18 protein-coding genes are annotated in these 17,388 nt (G+C 60.7%); 1 reads left to right on the top strand and 17 read right to left on the bottom strand.

Annotated elements, in window-relative coordinates; all coding sequences use genetic code 11:
- Positions 1 to 35: 35 nt before the first annotated feature.
- From pqqE to BUA94_RS23905, 9 genes are all read right to left on the bottom strand, one after another.
- Positions 36 to 1,121, bottom strand: coding sequence for a pyrroloquinoline quinone biosynthesis protein PqqE (pqqE, locus tag BUA94_RS18545; protein ID WP_073014795.1), 1,086 nt, complete (start codon positions 1,119 to 1,121; stop codon positions 36 to 38).
- Entirely contained in the window at positions 1,118 to 1,450 is a 333-nt protein-coding gene (pqqD, locus tag BUA94_RS18550) for a pyrroloquinoline quinone biosynthesis peptide chaperone PqqD (RefSeq protein WP_073014796.1), read from the bottom strand. Before pqqD ends, pqqE begins: the two co-directional genes overlap by 4 nt.
- Positions 1,451 to 1,454: 4 nt before the next feature.
- The gene (pqqC, locus tag BUA94_RS18555) at positions 1,455 to 2,294 is read right to left on the bottom strand and encodes a pyrroloquinoline-quinone synthase PqqC (protein ID WP_235860640.1); all 840 of its coding nucleotides are present in this window, start codon (positions 2,292 to 2,294) and stop codon (positions 1,455 to 1,457) included.
- Complete coding sequence (pqqB, locus tag BUA94_RS18560; protein ID WP_073014797.1) at positions 2,291 to 3,223, bottom strand: pyrroloquinoline quinone biosynthesis protein PqqB; 933 nt, start codon at positions 3,221 to 3,223, stop codon at positions 2,291 to 2,293. Before pqqB ends, pqqC begins: the two co-directional genes overlap by 4 nt.
- A gap of 30 nt (positions 3,224 to 3,253) precedes the next feature.
- Positions 3,254 to 3,355 carry a pyrroloquinoline quinone precursor peptide PqqA gene (gene pqqA / locus BUA94_RS18565; protein ID WP_139251197.1) on the bottom strand — a complete coding sequence of 34 codons (102 nt, stop codon included), beginning with the start codon at positions 3,353 to 3,355 and terminating at the stop codon, positions 3,254 to 3,256.
- 261 nt (positions 3,356 to 3,616) lie between these two features.
- A complete protein-coding gene (locus tag BUA94_RS18570; RefSeq protein ID WP_073014799.1) occupies positions 3,617 to 5,074 on the bottom strand; it encodes an amidohydrolase in 1,458 nt (485 codons plus the stop codon).
- Between the two features lie 265 nt (positions 5,075 to 5,339).
- Positions 5,340 to 6,050 (bottom strand): TenA family protein, encoded by a 711-nt coding sequence (locus BUA94_RS18575; RefSeq protein WP_073014800.1) that lies wholly within the window; start codon positions 6,048 to 6,050, stop codon positions 5,340 to 5,342.
- Positions 6,051 to 6,131: 81 nt separating this feature from the next.
- On the bottom strand, positions 6,132 to 7,166 hold the full coding sequence (locus BUA94_RS18580; RefSeq protein ID WP_073014801.1) for an aspartate-semialdehyde dehydrogenase: 1,035 nt from the start codon (positions 7,164 to 7,166) through the stop codon (positions 6,132 to 6,134).
- 109 nt (positions 7,167 to 7,275) lie between these two features.
- Positions 7,276 to 7,401 (bottom strand): hypothetical protein, encoded by a 126-nt coding sequence (locus BUA94_RS23905; RefSeq protein WP_268877528.1) that lies wholly within the window; start codon positions 7,399 to 7,401, stop codon positions 7,276 to 7,278.
- Positions 7,402 to 7,623: 222 nt separating this feature from the next.
- Between BUA94_RS23905 and BUA94_RS18585 the strand changes: the two genes are divergently transcribed.
- A complete protein-coding gene (locus BUA94_RS18585; protein WP_073014802.1) occupies positions 7,624 to 9,837 on the top strand; it encodes an esterase-like activity of phytase family protein in 2,214 nt (737 codons plus the stop codon).
- Positions 9,838 to 9,931: 94 nt separating this feature from the next.
- Here BUA94_RS18585 and BUA94_RS18590 read toward each other — a convergent pair whose 3' ends face one another.
- The 8 genes from BUA94_RS18590 to BUA94_RS18625 all read right to left on the bottom strand — a co-directional run bounded on the left by BUA94_RS18590 (position 9,932) and on the right by BUA94_RS18625 (position 17,369).
- Positions 9,932 to 10,348: a hypothetical protein gene (locus tag BUA94_RS18590; protein ID WP_073014803.1), complete on the bottom strand. Its 417-nt coding sequence runs from the start codon at positions 10,346 to 10,348 to the stop codon at positions 9,932 to 9,934.
- Positions 10,349 to 10,449: 101 nt separating this feature from the next.
- Positions 10,450 to 11,562 carry a 3-isopropylmalate dehydrogenase gene (gene leuB / locus BUA94_RS18595; RefSeq protein ID WP_073014804.1) on the bottom strand — a complete coding sequence of 371 codons (1,113 nt, stop codon included), beginning with the start codon at positions 11,560 to 11,562 and terminating at the stop codon, positions 10,450 to 10,452.
- A 151-nt stretch (positions 11,563 to 11,713) separates the two neighbouring features.
- A complete protein-coding gene (locus BUA94_RS18600) occupies positions 11,714 to 12,487 on the bottom strand; it encodes a sulfite exporter TauE/SafE family protein (RefSeq protein ID WP_073014805.1) in 774 nt (257 codons plus the stop codon).
- An 85-nt stretch (positions 12,488 to 12,572) separates the two neighbouring features.
- Entirely contained in the window at positions 12,573 to 14,450 is a 1,878-nt protein-coding gene (locus BUA94_RS18605; protein WP_073014806.1) for a GGDEF domain-containing protein, read from the bottom strand.
- A gap of 202 nt (positions 14,451 to 14,652) precedes the next feature.
- Positions 14,653 to 15,825, bottom strand: a complete 1,173-nt coding sequence (locus tag BUA94_RS18610; RefSeq protein WP_073014807.1) for a M20 aminoacylase family protein — start codon at positions 15,823 to 15,825, stop codon at positions 14,653 to 14,655.
- 155 nt (positions 15,826 to 15,980) lie between these two features.
- The gene (locus tag BUA94_RS18615; RefSeq protein ID WP_073014808.1) at positions 15,981 to 16,652 is read right to left on the bottom strand and encodes a class I SAM-dependent methyltransferase; all 672 of its coding nucleotides are present in this window, start codon (positions 16,650 to 16,652) and stop codon (positions 15,981 to 15,983) included.
- Complete coding sequence (locus tag BUA94_RS18620; RefSeq protein ID WP_073014809.1) at positions 16,653 to 17,078, bottom strand: EVE domain-containing protein; 426 nt, start codon at positions 17,076 to 17,078, stop codon at positions 16,653 to 16,655.
- Positions 17,079 to 17,369 (bottom strand): YciI-like protein, encoded by a 291-nt coding sequence (locus BUA94_RS18625; protein ID WP_073014931.1) that lies wholly within the window; start codon positions 17,367 to 17,369, stop codon positions 17,079 to 17,081.
- Between the last annotated feature and the right edge of the window lie 19 nt (positions 17,370 to 17,388).

The following is a 17,388-nucleotide window of genomic DNA, read 5'->3' on the forward strand; positions in this document are numbered from 1 at the left end:
CACATCGGCGAGCTTGCCGCCGGACTGATGTCAGATCAGGCCGGCTGCGGGCTTTTACCGATCACTCTGCGCTGGATAGGGCCTTCGGCTGGCATCTTGCGCAGGTGTGCGTGATAGGGGGACTTGATGCAAGCCGGATCCGTTTCGGCCGCAGACCCTGTCACCGCGAAGGCCTGGCAGCGGCATCCACCGAAATCGATGTCCTTGCGCTCACAGCTGCGGCAGGTCTCCGGCATCCAGCTGTCCCCCCGATAGCGATTGAAGGCGTCCGAGTGATGCCAGATTTCTGACAGGCTTTTTTCCGTCACCCGGTCAAAGGTCAGGGAGCTGATCGTCTGGGCTGCATGGCAGGGCAGGACCTGTCCGTCCGGCGTGATCGCCATGGCATCTGCCCCCCATCCACCCATGCAGGGTTTTGGATAGTCGGCGTAGTAGTCCGGCGTGACGAAGTCGATGTTGAGAATGCCAGTCAGCCGCTCGCGGATGTCATGGACATACTCGACCTGCGCCATGACTGCGTCATAGCTGGGCAGAAGAGCCGCCCGGTTCAGGTGCGCCCAGCCATAATACTGGACATTCGCGATCTCCAGTCGCTCCGCGCCAAGTTCCAGGGCAAGCGCAACGAAGTCAGGCACTTCATGAATGTTCAGCTTGTGGATCGGGGCATTGATCGTGAGGGGAAGGCCAAGGTCCACGGCCCAACCGGCGGCAGCCCGTTTCTTTTCATGAGCGCCCTTGAGATGACCGACAAGCTCGGTGGTCTCGGGCAAGGCCCCCTGAAAGCTGATCTGGATATGGTCCAGCCCTGCCTGCCGGAACCGGGAGAGATCCTCTCTTGAAAATGACACCCCCGCGGTGATCAGGTTCGAATAGATGCCGTTCTCGGCCAGACAGGCGATGATCTGATCGAGATCCTTGCGCAGCGTCGGCTCGCCGCCTGACAGATGAACCTGCAGGACGCCAAGGCTTGCCGCTTGCCGGAACGTGCTGATCCAGTCCCCGGTGCTCAGTTCCCTGTTTGCTTTCAAAAGTTCCAGAGGGTTTGAGCAATAGCCGCATTGCAAGGGGCAGCGGTGGGTCAGTTCCGCCAGAATGCCGAGCGGCGCGAGGATGCGGGTCATGACGGCGTCTCCTCCGTCCTGATCAGAAGCCGGTCCGCCCACTCTTGCAGGAATTCAATGACGTCCGCTTCGACCTGGTCGGCAGGGGCGTCATAGGCCTTGGCCAAGTCCTGGGAAAGTGTCGCTACCGAAATCTTGCCGGTGCATCGTGAGAGAATTTCGACGCTGATCTCGTCCGGCCAGAGGACTTTTTCGGGCGCGAGGATCACCCATTTTCCGCGGATTTCGTCTCTTCGCAGCCGGACATGCCGGTGCAGAACGGGATGGCTGTCCGGCCCGATGATCAGCCTTTGACTTTCACGAGGGACAAACGGTTCGCTCAGGAGCATCGGTCTACTCCTGCAGGGGCGGCGGGATGAAGGCGCCGGGAGGGATTGCGCCGGGGGTGACATAGGCCGAGTGAAGCGCGTCCAGCATTGCCCAGAGAATATCGCACTTGGCCAGAAGGGCCTCGATGGCATCGGCCTGCTTGTCCGGCGTGTCTGCCCAGCGGGTCACCAGCGAAAGGGCGTGCTCAGCATCGCGCGGGGCCTGATGCAGGCGCGGGGTGAAATAGGAGAGCGTGTCCTCGTTGATATAAGCGTAGCGCGCCAGCATGGCGGGGACACGCTCCCCGATGGCGATGGGAGAAAAAAGCTCCGTCAGGGAGGAGGCCACTGCGACGAGGATGCTGGAGGAGGCGACCAGGTCAATATAGGCGCCGACCGCAAAGCGGGTGGCGGGCAGGGCATAGCGGCGGGACTGGACCATCTGGAGGTCCAGATCCAGACCTTCTGCGAGCTTCAGCCAGCGCTTGATCCCGCCATCGATAGCCGCGCCGTCCTCGCCGTCATGATCGGCGATGCGCTTGCGCCATTCCCGCCGGAACTCCGGATCCTCTGATCGGGACAGGATGATGGCATCCTTTTTGGGAATGGCGGATTGATAACAATAGCGGTTCAGCGCCCAGGCCTGCATCTGGCCTTTAGTCAGCTCACCGGCGTTCATCAGTTTGTGAAAGGGATGATGGATGTGGTAGCGGGCAAACCCTGCTGTGCGCAGGGCGTCCTCCAGCTCCTTTGGCGGCAGCAGGCGGCCTGCCTTGCGGATGTCATCGGCGACAGTAGCGGCCACGCCGCTGCCGATCGGCTCCGGCACTGGCATGGCACGGGTCAAGGTGGCTTGCAGGGTCATAGCGTCAGCTCCATGCCGTCATATCCGACCTCCCATCCGGCCTCCCGGACGGTCCTTGAGGCCGCAGAGGTAGGGTCCAGAATGGGATTGGTGTTGTTGATGTGAACGAAGATCTTGCGGCTGAGCGGCATATCCTGGAGTTGGGCCAGGCTTCCGGAATGACCGCTGATCGCAAGATGGCCCATGCGGGCACCGGTCTTTTCGCCAACCCCTGCATCCGGCATTTCGGTGTCCGTGAAGACCGTGCCGTCAAAGAGCAGAACCTCGGCGCCGGTGAGTCTTTCGAGCAGAGGCGTGTCGATGGCGGCGCAGCCTGGAATGTAGAAGAGATGCGCGGAGCGACTGTCCGATTGCGAAATCCTGAGGCCGACCGTGTCGCCCTCACTGGTGCCGAAACCGTCCTTGCTGGCGTCCTCCAGAAACAGCGCGACCTTGCCGGGAACGGCGAAGGTTTCGATGTCCAGGCCAAGGGGCCCGTCAGGTCCTTCGAGCGGGATGATGTCGCCGAGCGGCAGTTCGCGTCTGGGCACCAGTTCCGGGTTGAGCACCTGAAAGATGCTGTTTTCCGCGAGGGTCTTCAGAACGCGGGCTGTGGCGTAAAGGGTAAAACGCTGGCGCTCGCGCAGGGACAGAAGCCCGGCGATATGATCCACATCCGCATTGGTCAGAACCACGGCGCGGATGGGGCTGTCACGCAAGGGGCCGTGTGCCGGAGGCTGAAGCTCCGGTGTCGCTGCGATCTGCTCGCGGATGTCCGGTGAGGCGTTGAAAAGGACCCAGTCCTTGCCGTTCGCGCTTGCAGCCAGGCTGGACTGGGTCCGGGATGAAAAGCCCGGTGAACCGGAGCGGACAGCCCGGCTGAAGGTCGCGTTGCAATTCCACTGCGGAAAGCCGCCGCCTGCCGCGGATCCCAGGATCCTGATATCCACCGGGTGTTCCCCCTTCTGGAAGGGAGAGACTTACTTCTTGCGGCCGCAGGTGCCGATTTCAGCCGGCATGTAGCGGGTAATCTCGAAACCCGCTTCAACAGCGGTCATGGCAGGCTTTTTCCAGGTTTTCATGTTCATTCCTCCTCAGATCAACATGCAGAGGAACGGTAACATTCAGGTCCGGATTGGGCAGGTGCCACCTTAGTCGGCGTTTTGTGCGCACCGAACCTGAGGTGTTCGCAGCTGCATCATGACGAAAGGCGCTGTGGCCTAACGTCGAATCCGTCTGACATGCGTTTCTTGGGTCTGTTTGAGCTGCGCCGCACAAGGTCAATCTTACGGATTTGTAATGTGCGGCGGACTGGCGGGCGTGAGACCCGCCAGTCGCTGAGTTCAGTTCGCTGCCGACAGGCGATAGTCCAGCGGCGGGGTCCGGTCCCCGATCATGGCGCTGTATTTGAAGTCGCTGCCGCGGCCTTCCTCGAATTCGGCCTTGGCGGCGGCAATGACATCCGGGGACTGGAACAGCTCGGCTGCCGTTGTCGCCAGGGTTTCTGCTGCAAGCCGCGTGCCCTTGTGGCCAATCGACATGCCGCCTGCGGCGACTGCCTGCCAGCTGTGGGCCCAGGTGCCCGGAACCCAGGTGGCTGTGCCGAGACCGGCCGTCGGGGTGACCCAGCTCACATCGCCTACATCCGTGGAATAATAGCCCTGATCGCCGAAGGAATAGGCGTCCACCTCACTGACGCTGGTGAGCGGTGGTGCCTTCTTCAGGCTCGTCTGCAGCTTGGTGGCAAAGTCCGTTTCCTCTGCGGTCCAGGCGATCGGCTCGGATTGGCGCAGGTTCTGGTCCATGATCTTGCCAAGCGTATCATTGGGCAGCAGGGAATAGGCCCCGCCCACGCGCTCGACCTCATAGGTGGTGCCGGTGCCAAGAGCCGCGCCTTCCGCGGCCTTCTCGATCCGGCTGAACACATCCGCGACCACAGCCGGGTCTGGATGGCGGACATAGAGATAGGATTCAGCGAAATCCGGAACCACGTTCGGCGCCTTGCCGCCATCGGTGATGACGTAATGGATCCGGGTTTCCTGCGGAACGTGCTCGCGCATCAGATTGACCATCATGTTCATGGCCTCGATGCCGTCCAGCGCAGAGCGACCCTTGTCCGGAGCGAGCGCTGCATGGGCGGAAATGCCGGAGAAGCGGAACTTCGCGCTGATGTTCGCCAGAGACTTGCCCTGCTCCGCCGAGTTGCTGGCGCTCGGGTGCCAATGCAGCGTGATGTCGACATCATCAAAGAGGCCGCCGCGCACGAGATAGGCCTTGCCGGAGCCGCCTTCTTCCGCCGGTGTGCCATAGAGCCGGACCTGACCATTGGTGCCGGTCGCCTTCAGCCAGTCGGAAACCGCGATGGCGGCTGCAACGGAGCCTGCACCGAACATGTGGTGGCCACAGGCATGGCCGGCATCCAGACCATCCTGCTCATGCTTTTCCGGGGAAGCGGACTGGGAGAAGCCGGGCAGGGCATCCATCTCAGCCATGATGGCAATCACCGGACCATCCTCGGTGCCGCTTTTGGCAATGAATGCGGTGGGAATGCCGGCGACGCCTGTCTCCACTGTGAAGCCATGGGCCTTCAGCTCGGACTGGAGCAGATCAGCGGTTGCCGTTTCGAGGTAACCGAGTTCGGGATGGGCCCAAATCGTGTCGGACACTTCATACATGCGCGGGGCATAAGCATCGATCGACGCGCTGATTTCTGACCGTTGTTCCGGGCTCAAGGGTCCGGCAAGGGCGGCGCAAGACGGTGCGATGACCGCGACCGTGGCCAGAAGAAGGGACTTGTACATGGCAGATCTCTCTCGGGGATTGAAAAGGCAGGACCCCGAAAGGTTGCTGCATTCCAAACGGCCATGCAAGGTTGGCTGTCGGTCGCCGGTGCACAAATCTTGACGCACAGGTGGACGTAGCGTCTTCGGCCATTGAGGCGCTGGATCAGCTCAAGTATCTGAACACAAAGAAATTCAGGTGCTGAAACTTGGGGCAATCAGACGCAAGTTTTGCGAGAGAGGACGCAATTTTGACGTGCTTTGAAAAGAAGCGCCGGGGCCAGGTTCAGGCAGACCCACCGGTCCAGGCCGCGTCAAAAAAGGCAACTTCCAGATGGCACATGCGCTTGAAGAGGTTTTCGAGCTGCTTCTGCTCATCCTGGCTCAATGCCGCACCCACCCGGTCCATTTCTTCCCGGATCCAGCCGACAAAGGCCTCAAAAGCACTGATGGCGTGAAGGTCGATCCATTCGGCCAGATAAAAGGCCTCGGGCCGTGGCTTCTTAGCCTCGCGCTGTGCCCAGGTGAGATACATCCATTCGGCGCACAGGAGGCAGGCAAGTCCTTCCGCATAGCTGCTTCGTGCAGAGGTTAGCAGCAGGTCGGCAAAGGCGCGGGTGACCGGTCCCTGGGCCGCCTTCAGATAGACCTCAGGGGAAACGCCAAGCGCTTCGAAGGAGCGCAGGAAGTAGCTGTTTTCCTCGGAGGTCAGAGCGGAAAGAAATCCGCTCAGCTTGCTCTTGGAGGCCATGGTGGGGGCCTGGGCGACAAGATAGCCCAGCACGGACGCGAGATCCGTGATGAAGGTGTAGTCTTCGATCAGATAGCGGATATAGGCATCGGACGGCATGGTGCCGTCGCCAATCGCTCTGGTGAAGGGATGGTTGCAGCCATTTTCCCAGTCCTTGCCGCCGCAATGGCGCAGCCAGTCGGAAAACCGCGAACTGCCGGACCGGGCTGCGAACTCCTCAAAGGACGGAAGGACGGTTGAGGTCATGAGCTGTCCGGAGTTCTGCAGGAAAGGAATTTAGCGGCAGGAAGAGCGGAGCGCATGGATCACGCGCTCCGCGAAATCAAATCAGGCAGCCTGCTTCTTCGGCTTGATCAGGCCACGGTTCACCAGAACCTCGGCGATCTGCACGGCGTTCAGGGCAGCGCCCTTGCGCAGGTTGTCGGACACGACCCAGAGGTTCAGGCCGTTTTCGACGGTCGCATCTTCGCGGATACGGGAAATGTAGGTGGCGTCTTCACCGGCGCTTTCGTACGGGGTGATGTAGCCGCCGTCTTCATGCTTGTCGATGACGAGGCAGCCCGGAGCTTCGCGCAGGATGTCGCGGGCCTGGTCGGCCGTGATTTCACGTTCGAACTCGATATTGACGCTCTCGGAGTGACCGATGAAGACCGGCACGCGCACGGCGGTGCAGGTGACCTTGATCTTCGGGTCCAGCATCTTCTTGGTTTCTGCCAGAACCTTCCACTCTTCCTTCGTGTAGCCGTCTTCCATGAACACGTCGATGTGCGGGATGACGTTGAAGGCGATGCGCTTGGTGAACTTCTTCGGTTCGATCGGGTCGTTCACGAAGACAGCGCGGGTCTGGTTGAACAGCTCTTCCATCGCTTCCTTGCCGCCGCCGGAAACCGACTGGTAGGTGGAAACGACGACGCGCTTGATGCCGGCTGCCTCGTGGAGCGGCTTCAGAGCGACAACGAGCTGCGCGGTGGAGCAGTTCGGGTTGGCGATGATGTTCTTCTTGGTGAAGCCCGCAGCAGCGTCGGCATTCACTTCCGGAACGATCAGCGGAACGTCCGCATCGTAGCGCCATGCGGAGGAGTTATCGATCACAACGCAGCCCTTGGCGCCGATCTTCGGAGACCATTCCTTGGAAATGGTGCCGCCAGCGGACATCAGGCAGATGTCGGTGTCGGAGAAGTCGTAGTTTTCCAGCGCCTGAACCTTCAGCGTCCGGTCGCCAAAGGACACTTCGGTGCCCTGGGAGCGGCGCGAGGCGAGAGCGATGACTTCGTCAGCCGGAAATCCGCGCTCGGCCAGAATGTCGAGCATTTCCCGGCCCACGTTGCCCGTGGCACCTACGATTGCGATCTTGTAACCCATCTTGAAACTTCCTCATCCGGCTCCCCGCTTTACCGGCCTTGCCCAAGGTGCGGGCGAGCCGGCCTTCTGGTACCCCCCGTCCCCGGGGAGTGCGGGACGAGCGGCACCGTCAAGCGGTGGTTTTGGTAGTGGTTTTGAGGGTGGTGGCCGGGGTCTTGGTGACGCAAGCCGTCATGCCGCCGGTTTTAGCCGTCGTCATTTTCATGCCTGCGATGTCGGCGATGCGCCGCACCATTCAAGTCTCTCCGGTTGTCACGAAACCGCGGTGTTTCTGGCGCGGAATTGGCTGGATGTCAATAAAAGATCTTGCGCAAACAGCGCCCTTATCGAGGCAAGATTGCCGGTGCGAACCGGGGCCTGTCATGAAAACTTCGTGAAATCGTCATCGAAGCTCCACGTGACTTCCCTAGCGTCCGGCCGAAATTTCGTCGGGCTTGTCCCGAGAGCGGGGGTTGTCATGAAATTGCGTACTATTCTTCTGGCCGGGATCAGCCTGGGCGTATCTGCCGGTTTTTGCGGCGCTGCAAATGCCGGCTCGTTCTTCGAGCGGGTCAACACCTTCCCGGTCTATAAGACCCTGAACGAAGGCACGGATCCGAATACGGTTACCTCTGCCGAGATCATCTCCGCGACCAAGGATGGCATGACGCTGGTCTTCACCGACAGCCCGGCTGAATCTCTGGTGTTCGTTGATGCTTCCAACCCGGAAGCCCTGGCACCGAAAGCCCGCATCGCGCTGGGTGGTGAACCGACTTCCGTGACCGTTGGCCAGTCCTTCGCCTACACCGGCGTGAACACCTCCGAGAGCTACGTTGCCCCGTCGGGTCATCTGGCTGTCGTTGATCTCGGCTCCCTGGAAACCGTTGCCAAGTGCGACGTGAAGGGCCAGCCGGACAGCGTCGCCATGTCCGCTGATGGCAAGTTTGTTGCAGTTGCGGTCGAGAACGAGCGTGATGAAGAGCTCAACGACGGCAAGCTTCCGCAGCTGCCGGCCGGTCACCTGGCGATCTTTGATCTGGGCGAAGACGGCAAGCCGGTAAACTGCGATGCAGCCCGCATCGTCGATGTGACCGGTCTGGCCGAAATCGGCGGCGACGATCCGGAGCCTGAATTTGTCTCGATCAACGCCGACAATCAGGTCGTCATGACCCTTCAGGAAAACAACCATCTGGTGGTGGTTGACCTGGCCTCGGGCAAGATCACCTCGAATTTCTCCGCTGGTGCAGTGAACCTCGAGAACATCCCGGTCTCCAAGGCACGCATGAGCGATGCTTCCGGCAGCCTCGAAAACGTCAAGCGCGAGCCGGACGCCGTTGCATGGCTCGATGCCGACCGTTTCGTCACCGCCAACGAAGGCGATTATGAAGGCGGTTCGCGCGGCTTCACCATCTGGAACACCAAGGGTGAAGTCCTGTTCGACAGCGGCAACACCGTCGAACACATCGCCATGGCCAATGGTCACTATCCGGCCAAGCGCGCGTCCAAGAAGGGCGCTGAACTGGAAGGCGTTGCCGTTGGTGAATTCAACGGCGAAAAGCTCATCTTCGTGAACTCCGAGCGCGGCAACTTCGTCGTGATCTACAAGGACACGGGCGCAGAACCGGAGTTCGTGCAGTTCCTGCCGACCCATATCGCCCCGGAAGGCTCCATCGCCCTGCCGCAGCGCGGCCTGTTCGTGGTTGCCAACGAAGCTGACAGCGCCGAAGACGGCTTCCGGTCGCAGGTGTCCGTCTACCGTTTCGGTGCAGAAGCTTCGACCTACCCGATGGTTGTCTCCGAAGCTGATCCGGAAACCGGTGCTCCGATCGGCTGGGGCGCGCTCTCCGGTCTGGCTGGTGATCCGCAGGACGCAAGCAAGGTCTATGCGATCTCCGACAGCTTCTATGACAAGGCCCGCATCTACACCCTGGACGTTTCGTCCATGCCGGTGAAGATCAAGTCCTACGTTAACCTGCACGGTGCTGACACGCCGAAGTATGACCTGGAAGGCATTGCGGTTTCCAAGGATGGCGGCTTCTGGCTGGCGTCGGAAGGCAATCCGGAAAAGGACATGAAGCACCTGCTGATCAAGGCAGCGGCTGATGGGTCCGTCGAACAGGAAATTGAACTGCCGGCAGAGCTGGTTGCCCAGTCCACCCGCTTCTCCTTCGAAGGCGTTGCCGAGTTCGAAAAGGACGGCAAGACCTTGGTGGCCGTCGCCGTTCAGCGCAGCTGGAAGGACGATCCGAAGGGCATGGTCAAGCTGGCGATCTTCGATCCGGAAGCAAAGACCTGGGGCTTTGTCCATTACCCGCTCGATGCTCCGGCAAGTGCAGCCGGCGGCTGGGTCGGCCTGTCTGAAATCGTGTCCCTGGGCGGTGAAGAGTTCGCTGTTCTGGAACGCGACAATCAGGGCGGCGAGTTTGCCTCCATCAAGCAGGTGACCCGCATTTCCCTGAAGGGCATCACCCCGGCGGCCTATGGTTCTGAACTGCCGGTCGTGGAAAAGCGCAAGGCTCTGGACATTCTGCCGGCGTTGTCTGCTTCCAAGGGCTGGGTTCTGGACAAGCCGGAAGGCCTGACCGTGACCGCCGATGGCCGTTTGCTGCTGGTGACCGACAATGATGGCGTGGATGATGCGCCGGGTGCGACCGAGTTCTTCGACCTTGGCGCGGCGTCCCAGCTGAACTGATACGGTCCTCCCAAGACCGATCCCAAGCGCCCGGAAGACAATAGTCTCCCGGGCGTTTTCCTTTTTGCCGTCTCGTGTTTGGAGGTGCCGCCTTTTACTGCGCGCGGCGGTAGACCGAGGTGTTGGTGAAGCTTGCGACATCCGGCAGGTGGACGGTCTGGGTCACCGTCAGGGTGGTGCCGTCTTCGGAGAGCTCGCGCTCTGCCTTCATCAGGGTCAGCCCGCCGCGGCGGGCTTCGGAGACAAGGTTCCGCTCGCCGTTGAAGACCAGGCGCATGGCATCGACCAGACCGCTCTTGCCCAGCTTTGTCTCGGGGCCGTCAGGCAGCGCCTCGAACGTGTCGTTGGTGACTTCACCTTCAGCGGACACGCTGTTCATGATGAAGCGGGCCATGCCGAAATTGTCTTCGATCTTCAGCGTTGCGCTCTTTGGAGGCTCGCCCTGGTCGAATTCGCTTTCATCCGCATCGAGGATCCAGGTGCCGAGGAACGGGCTCAGTTTGTCGCTCATTTTGCTGCCTTTGATGCTTGAAAGTGTGCGGCATTATAAAGGAAAAACGGCCGCCGTTGGGCAAGTCCCAATGGCGGCCGTTTCAAAGTTCATAAAGTGGTTCAGGCGCTCAGCGCGTTCAGCTCGGCAATGATCGCATCGCCCATTTCGGAGGTGCCTACGACCTTGGTGCCTTCCGAGGCGATGTCCTTGGTGCGCAGGCCCTTTGCCAGCGCATTGGCGATGGCCTTGTCCAGCATGTCGGCTTCGGCAACCTTCTCGAAGGAATAGCGCAGAGCCATGGCGAAGGACGCGATCATGGCGATCGGGTTTGCTGCGCCCGTGCCGGCGATGTCCGGAGCAGAACCATGGACCGGCTCGTAGAGGGCCTTGCGCTTGCCGGTCTTCGGGTCAGCTGCGCCGAGCGAAGCGGAGGGCAGCATGCCGAGGGAGCCGGTGAGCATGGCAGCCACGTCGGAGAGCATGTCGCCGAAGAGGTTGTCACAGACGATGACGTCGAACTGCTTGGGCCAGCGCACGAGCTGCATGCCGCCGGCATCGGCCAGCATGTGCTCCAGCTTGACGTCTTCGTAGCCGTTCTTGTGGGTCGCGGTGACGACTTCGTTCCAGAGCACGCCGGACTTCATGACGTTGCGCTTTTCCATCGACGTCACTTTGCCGTTACGGGTGCGGGCAAATTCGAAGGCGGCCTTGGCGATGCGCTCGATTTCGTAGGTGTCGTAAACCTGCGTGTCGATGGCGCGCTTCTGGCCGTTGCCGAGATCGGTGATGGTCTTCGGTTCGCCGAAATAGACGCCGCCGGTCAGCTCGCGCAGGATCAGGATATCAAGGCCTTCGATGATGTCCTTCTTCAGGGAAGAGGCATCGGCAAGCGCCGGGTAGCAGATGGCCGGGCGCAGGTTGGCGAACAGCTCCATGTCCTTGCGCAGGCGCAGCAGACCGGCTTCCGGACGCACGTCATAGGGAACGCTGTCCCACTTCGGGCCGCCAACGGCACCGAAGATCACGGCATCGGCTGCCATGGCCTTTGCCATGTCTTCTTCGGAAATCGCGACGCCATGTGCGTCATAGGCGCTGCCGCCGACGAGGCCTTCGTCGGTCTCGAAGCTGTCGCCACCCTGGGCATTGAACCAGGAGATGACCTTCTTCACCTCGACCATGATTTCCGGACCGATGCCGTCGCCGGGCAGAAGAAGGAGATTGTGAGTTGCCATGGGTGTCCGCCCTGCTGTTCTTGTTAAGACAAACTGATCGGGTTGGGTTATCGCTTTGGTCCGGTTCTGGCAAGGTTCAACGGCTTGCAAAGAGTTCAAGCGTCGTAGAGCAAAGCTCACATGCCTTTCCGCAGCGTCTTGCAGAAGGCTGTCAGAAACCGACCAGCGACCGGGCCACGGGCCAGATCAGATTGAGGGCGAGCAGGGTCATGACGATCCTGAACCCCTTCTTGAAAGTCTCTTCCTGCATCCGTCCGAGAAGCCGGGTTCCGGCAAGGGTTCCCAGGAAGCCGAAGAAGATCATGAGGGCCGTGAAGCCGATCCAGGGGCCGAAGGCAAAGCCGAGGAAACCGAAGGCGGCAACCTTGCAAACGTGCATCGTCAGCGAGGTGATTGCCTGATTGGCGACGAACTGGTGCCGGGTCAGACCCAGAGTGGACAGGACGCTGCCTCCGATGGGTCCGGTTGCCCCGAAGAACATGGAAAGGCCTGTGGCGATAAATCCGGCGATGCCCATCGCCTGCTTGCGGGCGTGGTCGAGCTTGGGAACCTTTCCCCAGACCGTCCAGAGCACAAAGAAGGCAATGCCGAGCCGGAGCCAGGTGGAGGGCAGGTTCACCGCCAGCATGCCGCCGAGGGCCGCGCCCAGAACCGCGCCCCCTGCAAACCACAGGGCGATAGCCGGATCGATATAGCGCCGCTGGACGATGGCACGCCCGCCATTGGAGCCGAGCTGAACCAGGCCGTGGATTGGAACAAGCGCCAGTGGCGGCATGAGATTGGCCATGACCGCGATCAGCGCGATACCGCCGCCAAGCCCGACAGCCGCCGTCAGCGCCGAAGCAATGAAACTGGACAGCAGAAGGACGAAGGTGGCGATCGGGGAGAGGGCGGCCGGAAAGAAGAATTCAGCAATCGGATGCATGAGCGGAACCTGACAAGGGAAGTCGGCCCCTTATCTGCCCGCAATTCTGCCCTTGCAAGGGTTCAATCCTGCCGCCTGCTGCGGATCAGTGGCCGATCGAGACCAGTCGTGGCCCGTTGGGCGAGGTTTCCTCGAAATGCCGGGCATGGTTTTCAACCTGGTCGCCGAAAGTGGTGGCGGCAATGCCGCCCGGGGATGCCTTGGCGTCTTTCTTCAGGGAGGCGATCTGACGGACCAGAAGCTCCTGATTTTCCACGGAGATGCCCTTGGGCAGGTGCAGGATGGCGATGGAGCAATTGAGAAGCGGGAATTCCTTCTCCTGCCCTGAGCGGTCCTTGGCGTATATGACCCCGGCCTGACGGTGCTCCGGATCATAAAGGCTTTCCGCCTGGTGCCGGAACTCGCTGCGCAGATTGCCCATGATGCGCAGGATCTCGGTGACCGGCAGATTGCGCATGCCGATGAAGAAGTCGTCGCCGCCAATGTGACCGACAAAGTCCCGCTGGCTGGTGGGCATGCGCTTGATCAGTTCGGAGAACATCAAGAGTGCACGGTCGCCCATGCGGAAGCCGTAAATGTCGTTGAACGGCTTGAAATTGTCGAAATCAACATAGCAGAAGCAGCGGTCGGTTTCGCTTTCGCAGGCGGCATCCGCCACGAAGGCGGTGAGGGACAGGTTGCCCGGCAGGCGGGTCAGCGGGTTCTGGTCCTCCGCCTCGCGCATCCGGATCTCGTTGGAGATCTTGAACAGCGAACTGGTTGTCAGGAAGCCGTAGTACTTGCCGTTTTTGGTGATGATCACCCCAGCCGTCTTGTCGTCGTCCTCGGCAATCATCGCGACCAGGTGGTCGAGACGGGAGTGAAGATCTGCAACCGGGCAGCGGTGCAGGAAGTTCTTCAGTTGATTGTTGACCGCCTTGTTACGCAGGAGATCCTGGCCGAAGGGCATGTAGATCAGGCTCTTGATGTCCGCTTCCTGGATCAGGCCGCGCGGCTCGTCTGCCGAGTTGACCACCGGAATGAACGGATAGGCGCGACCTGCGCGTAAAAGGGCCAGAACGTCATCCATACGCGCATCGTCGCGCAGGGCGACCAGCGGCCGCACTTCTCGAAGAATCAGGTCCTCATCCGACTTCAGGCCGCTTTGAACCTGATTTGCTGCGGCAGCGAATTGCGGGTAGCGGGACTGGGCGTCATCGATCCGGGTAAACGGGTGGCTTACAAGATAGCCCTGGATCAGGTCGCAGCCGATCTGGCGGCAGGCGGAGAGTTCCAATTCGGTCTCGACGCCTTCTGCGACAACGCGCATGCCAAGAACGTGGGCGAGATCCACCATGGAACTGACCAGCAGGCGCTTGCGGCCGTCGCTGTGCAGGCCCTGAATGAAAAACCGGTCGATCTTCAGGATATCCGGTTCGAAGTCGTAAAGGTTCTTCATGTGCGAATAGCCCTTGCCGAAATCGTCAATGGCAATCGCAAAATCCATGGCCCGGGCATCGTCGATGAAGTCGCGGATCCTGTCGATTTTGGAAGGCTCGGTCGCTTCGGAAATCTCGAGGCAGACGCTGGAGGGCGTAAGGCCATGCATGAGCAGGAGATTGGCGGTTTCCGGCAGCAGGAAGCCAGGCGTCGTCAGCAGTCTTGCGTCGATGTTGAGGAACAGCCGGGCGTTCTTGCGCTCCTGAAGGCTGGCGAATTTCTCGATCGACTTGCGTCGCAGCATCAACTCGAGATCGCTGAGGCATCCAAGGTCATGGGCCAGATCGAAAACCGCCATGGGCGTCGCACAGTCGAGCTGGTCGACATTGCGCAGGAGCGCTTCATAGCCATAAACGTCGCCGGTATGCGCGTCGATGATCGGCTGGATGGCATAGTCGAGAACGGCGTTGGCGTTCAATAGGAACAGCTGCGGGTTACGGTTCAGCCAATAGCCGTTTGCCCTGCGAGGTTGGATCTCAATCACGTAAGCTGTCCCTTGGACGTTTGTTTCCTGCTTACGAGACTAGCCTCAGTTGTCTGGATATTTATGACAGTTTTGCAACTGCTGATAGACTTGGTTAGTTCAAAATTAATGACGCAACGTCAGTGCGGATGAATAATATCTTAAACTAATCAATGGGTTCAGGGCAGGCCGCAGGAAGGTGCCGTGCGGCCTGCCAAAAGGATCACTGCCAGGCAGGCAGGGCGGTTTCGATGAGCTTCACCCAGAAGGAGGAGCCGACCGGAATGAGGTCATCGTTGAAGTCATAGAGCGGGTGATGGAGCCCGGCACTCTCGCCGTTTCCGGCGTAAATGAAGGCGCCGGGACGCTCTTCCAGCATATAGGCAAAGTCTTCGCCGCCCATCATCGGGTCGACGTTGCGTTCCACCCGGTCCGGTCCGGAGATGCTCTCCGCAATTTCGATGGCGAAGTCCGTCTGGCTGTCATGATTGACCACGACCGGATATCCGCGCTGGAATTCCAGGTCGACACCGGCACCGAAAGCTTCGGCAATCGAGGTAACCACCGATTTGAACCGTTCTTCCGCCTGGGCGCGGACGGCGGAATCCAGCGTGCGGATCGTGCCCTGGAGCCGGGCTTCCTGGGGAATGACGTTGAAGGAGTTCCCCGCCTGAAAGGCCGTCACGGACACGACGACGGACTTGAGCGGATTGACGTTCCGGCTGGCGATGGACTGAAGCGCCGCGACCACATGGGAGCCGATGACGATCGGGTCAATGGTGTTGTGCGGCTTGGCAGCGTGGCCGCCCTTGCCCTTGATCGTGACGATGAATTCGTCGGTCGCCGCCATGATGGCGCCCTTGCGGATCGCAAACTCGCCCACCGGAATGCCCGGCATGTTGTGCATGCCATAGACTTCGTCGATGGCCCAGCGGGTCATCAGTCCGTCGTCGATCATGGCCTTCGCACCGGCGCCGCCTTCTTCTGCCGGCTGGAAGATCACGACAACGGAGCCGTCGAAGTTCCGGGTCTCCGCGAGATACTTGGCTGCGCCAAGAAGCATGGCGGTGTGGCCGTCATGACCGCAGGCGTGCATCTTGCCGGGGGTCTTGGAGGCATAGTCCTTGCCTGTGATTTCCTCGATCGGCAGGGCATCCATGTCGGCGCGCAGGCCGATGGTCTTGCCCGCGCCGCCGTTGCGGCCGCGGATCACACCGACGACGCCGGTGCGGCCAATGCCGGTTGTCACTTCATCCAGGCCGAAGCTCTCTAGAAGCTCAGCTACCCTTGCGCTGGTGCGGTGGGTTTCATAAAGCAGCTCCGGATGCTCGTGGAAGTCACGCCGCCAGGTCGCGATCTCATCCTGAAGATCGGCAAGACGATTGAGAATGGGCATCGGTTGCTCCTTTTAGCCGTCACGCGCCAGAAATGCTGCGACGGATCCCTGAGGTTTGGCGGCCACCCGAGCCGCAAATCAGGGGCACATTAGCGGATTGGCTGCGGGTGAAAAAGGTCCGGCATGTTCAATCCCTGGCCTTGGCGGAATTTTGATCACACCGCCTTCTCCAGGGGCAAAAGTCTGTAGACGCTCGACTTTTTGATCTCTGCATCTTCCAGCGCGCCGACCACGGGAACCGCATAGGTTGCCAGAAGCTCCAGCCTTTCCCTGGGCAGATAGGATCTGCCGGGGTCGCCGACATAGACCTTCGTGCCCTTGGCCTGCAGCCTGTCCGCAAAGGCCAGAACCTTCAGCGCCATGGGTTTGTCGTAGAAGACATCGCCGAAGAAGGCGACGTCCACATCGAGGGCAGGACCTGAAGTGAGATCTTCGGTCGTGAAGGTGATGGCCACATTGTTCAGGGCGGCGTTCAGTTCACCGGCCGTCTTGGCAAAGCGGTCGATGTCGACGGCGGAACAGCTGGCAGCGCCAGCCATCATGGCGGCGATGCCGACAATGCCGGAGCCCGACGCAAAATCGAGCACCGTCTTGCCGGCGACAAGCTCGCGATTGTCCAGAAGATGCCGGGCGAGCGCCTGACCACCTGCCCAGGCAAAGGCCCAGAATGGCGGCGGCAAGCCGATCTCGCCCAGTTCGTCTTCGGTGCATTGCCATAGATCCATGGCTTCATCGGCCAGATGCAGGCGGATTTCCTCCGCATGCGGCACTGGTTTGATGCGTGTCTGGGTCCGGATGAAGTGAGCAGGATCTTTGACTGGGTCCATTTAGGCTGGGTCTTTAAGGCCGCCCATCTCGCAGACGATGCGCCATTCTTCTTCCGTCACAGGCTGGACGGACAGACGCATGGAGGTGACGAGGGACATTTCGGAAAGGCGCGGCTCCGCCTTCACGTCGGCCAGGGTGACCGGCTTGGGCATGTCGCGCAAGGCGCGGAAGGCAACGCAATCCCAGCGCGGATCGTCGGTCTTCGGATCCGGATGGATCCCGCTGCAGACCTCGACGATGCCGACGACTTCCTTGCCGATGTTGGAGTGATAGAAGAAGGCCTTGTCGCCGATTTCCATCGACCGCATGTTGTTGCGGGCCAGATAGTTGCGGATGCCATCCCAGGATTCACCCTCGGCGCCCTTGGCCTTCTGCTGTTCCCAGGACCACTTGTCCGGCTCGGACTTGATCAGCCAGTACCGCACTTACTTTGCCTCCGGGTTCTTCACGGCCCAGTTCCAGGCGCGAATCTCGACCGAAGCAAAAAGGCCCGCCTTGGCATAGGGGTCCTGATCGGCAATCGCCTGTGCAGCGGCCTTGTCCGCGGCTTCCACGATCACCAGGGAGCCGGCCATGTTGCCGTCATCGTCGAGGAAGGGACCGGCGGCCTTGAGGCTGTCGCCAAGGCCCTTGAGGAATTCGATATGGGCCGGGCGGTTGTCCAGACGGACCTGAAGGGCGCCGGGCTTGTCGGTGCAAAGGAAAGCGAAGAGCATTGTCGTCTCCATGTTGAGT

This window comes from Roseibium suaedae, assembly GCF_900142725.1.
GTDB classification, from domain to species: domain Bacteria; phylum Pseudomonadota; class Alphaproteobacteria; order Rhizobiales; family Stappiaceae; genus Roseibium; species Roseibium suaedae.

Bases quoted from the DNA above. Each gene is read 5' to 3' on its own strand.
- BUA94_RS18590 (WP_073014803.1), bottom strand. From the start codon at position 10,348: ATGAGCGACAAACTGAGCCCGTTCCTCGGCACCTGGATCCTCGATGCG.
- BUA94_RS18585 (WP_073014802.1), top strand. From the start codon at position 7,624: ATGAAATTGCGTACTATTCTTCTGGCCGGGATCAGCCTGGGCGTATCT.
- pqqE (WP_073014795.1), bottom strand. From the start codon at position 1,121: ATGACCCGCATCCTCGCGCCGCTCGGCATTCTGGCGGAACTGACCCAC.
- BUA94_RS23905 (WP_268877528.1), bottom strand. From the start codon at position 7,401: ATGGTGCGGCGCATCGCCGACATCGCAGGCATGAAAATGACGACGGCT.
- BUA94_RS18625 (WP_073014931.1), bottom strand. From the start codon at position 17,369: ATGCTCTTCGCTTTCCTTTGCACCGACAAGCCCGGCGCCCTTCAGGTC.
- BUA94_RS18570 (WP_073014799.1), bottom strand. From the start codon at position 5,074: ATGTACAAGTCCCTTCTTCTGGCCACGGTCGCGGTCATCGCACCGTCT.
- BUA94_RS18580 (WP_073014801.1), bottom strand. From the start codon at position 7,166: ATGGGTTACAAGATCGCAATCGTAGGTGCCACGGGCAACGTGGGCCGG.
- BUA94_RS18615 (WP_073014808.1), bottom strand. From the start codon at position 16,652: ATGGACCCAGTCAAAGATCCTGCTCACTTCATCCGGACCCAGACACGC.
- pqqA (WP_139251197.1), bottom strand. From the start codon at position 3,355: ATGAAAACCTGGAAAAAGCCTGCCATGACCGCTGTTGAAGCGGGTTTC.
- BUA94_RS18575 (WP_073014800.1), bottom strand. From the start codon at position 6,050: ATGACCTCAACCGTCCTTCCGTCCTTTGAGGAGTTCGCAGCCCGGTCC.
- BUA94_RS18610 (WP_073014807.1), bottom strand. From the start codon at position 15,825: ATGCCCATTCTCAATCGTCTTGCCGATCTTCAGGATGAGATCGCGACC.
- leuB (WP_073014804.1), bottom strand. From the start codon at position 11,562: ATGGCAACTCACAATCTCCTTCTTCTGCCCGGCGACGGCATCGGTCCG.
- pqqC (WP_235860640.1), bottom strand. From the start codon at position 2,294: ATGACCCTGCAAGCCACCTTGACCCGTGCCATGCCAGTGCCGGAGCCG.
- pqqD (WP_073014796.1), bottom strand. From the start codon at position 1,450: ATGCTCCTGAGCGAACCGTTTGTCCCTCGTGAAAGTCAAAGGCTGATC.
- BUA94_RS18600 (WP_073014805.1), bottom strand. From the start codon at position 12,487: ATGCATCCGATTGCTGAATTCTTCTTTCCGGCCGCCCTCTCCCCGATC.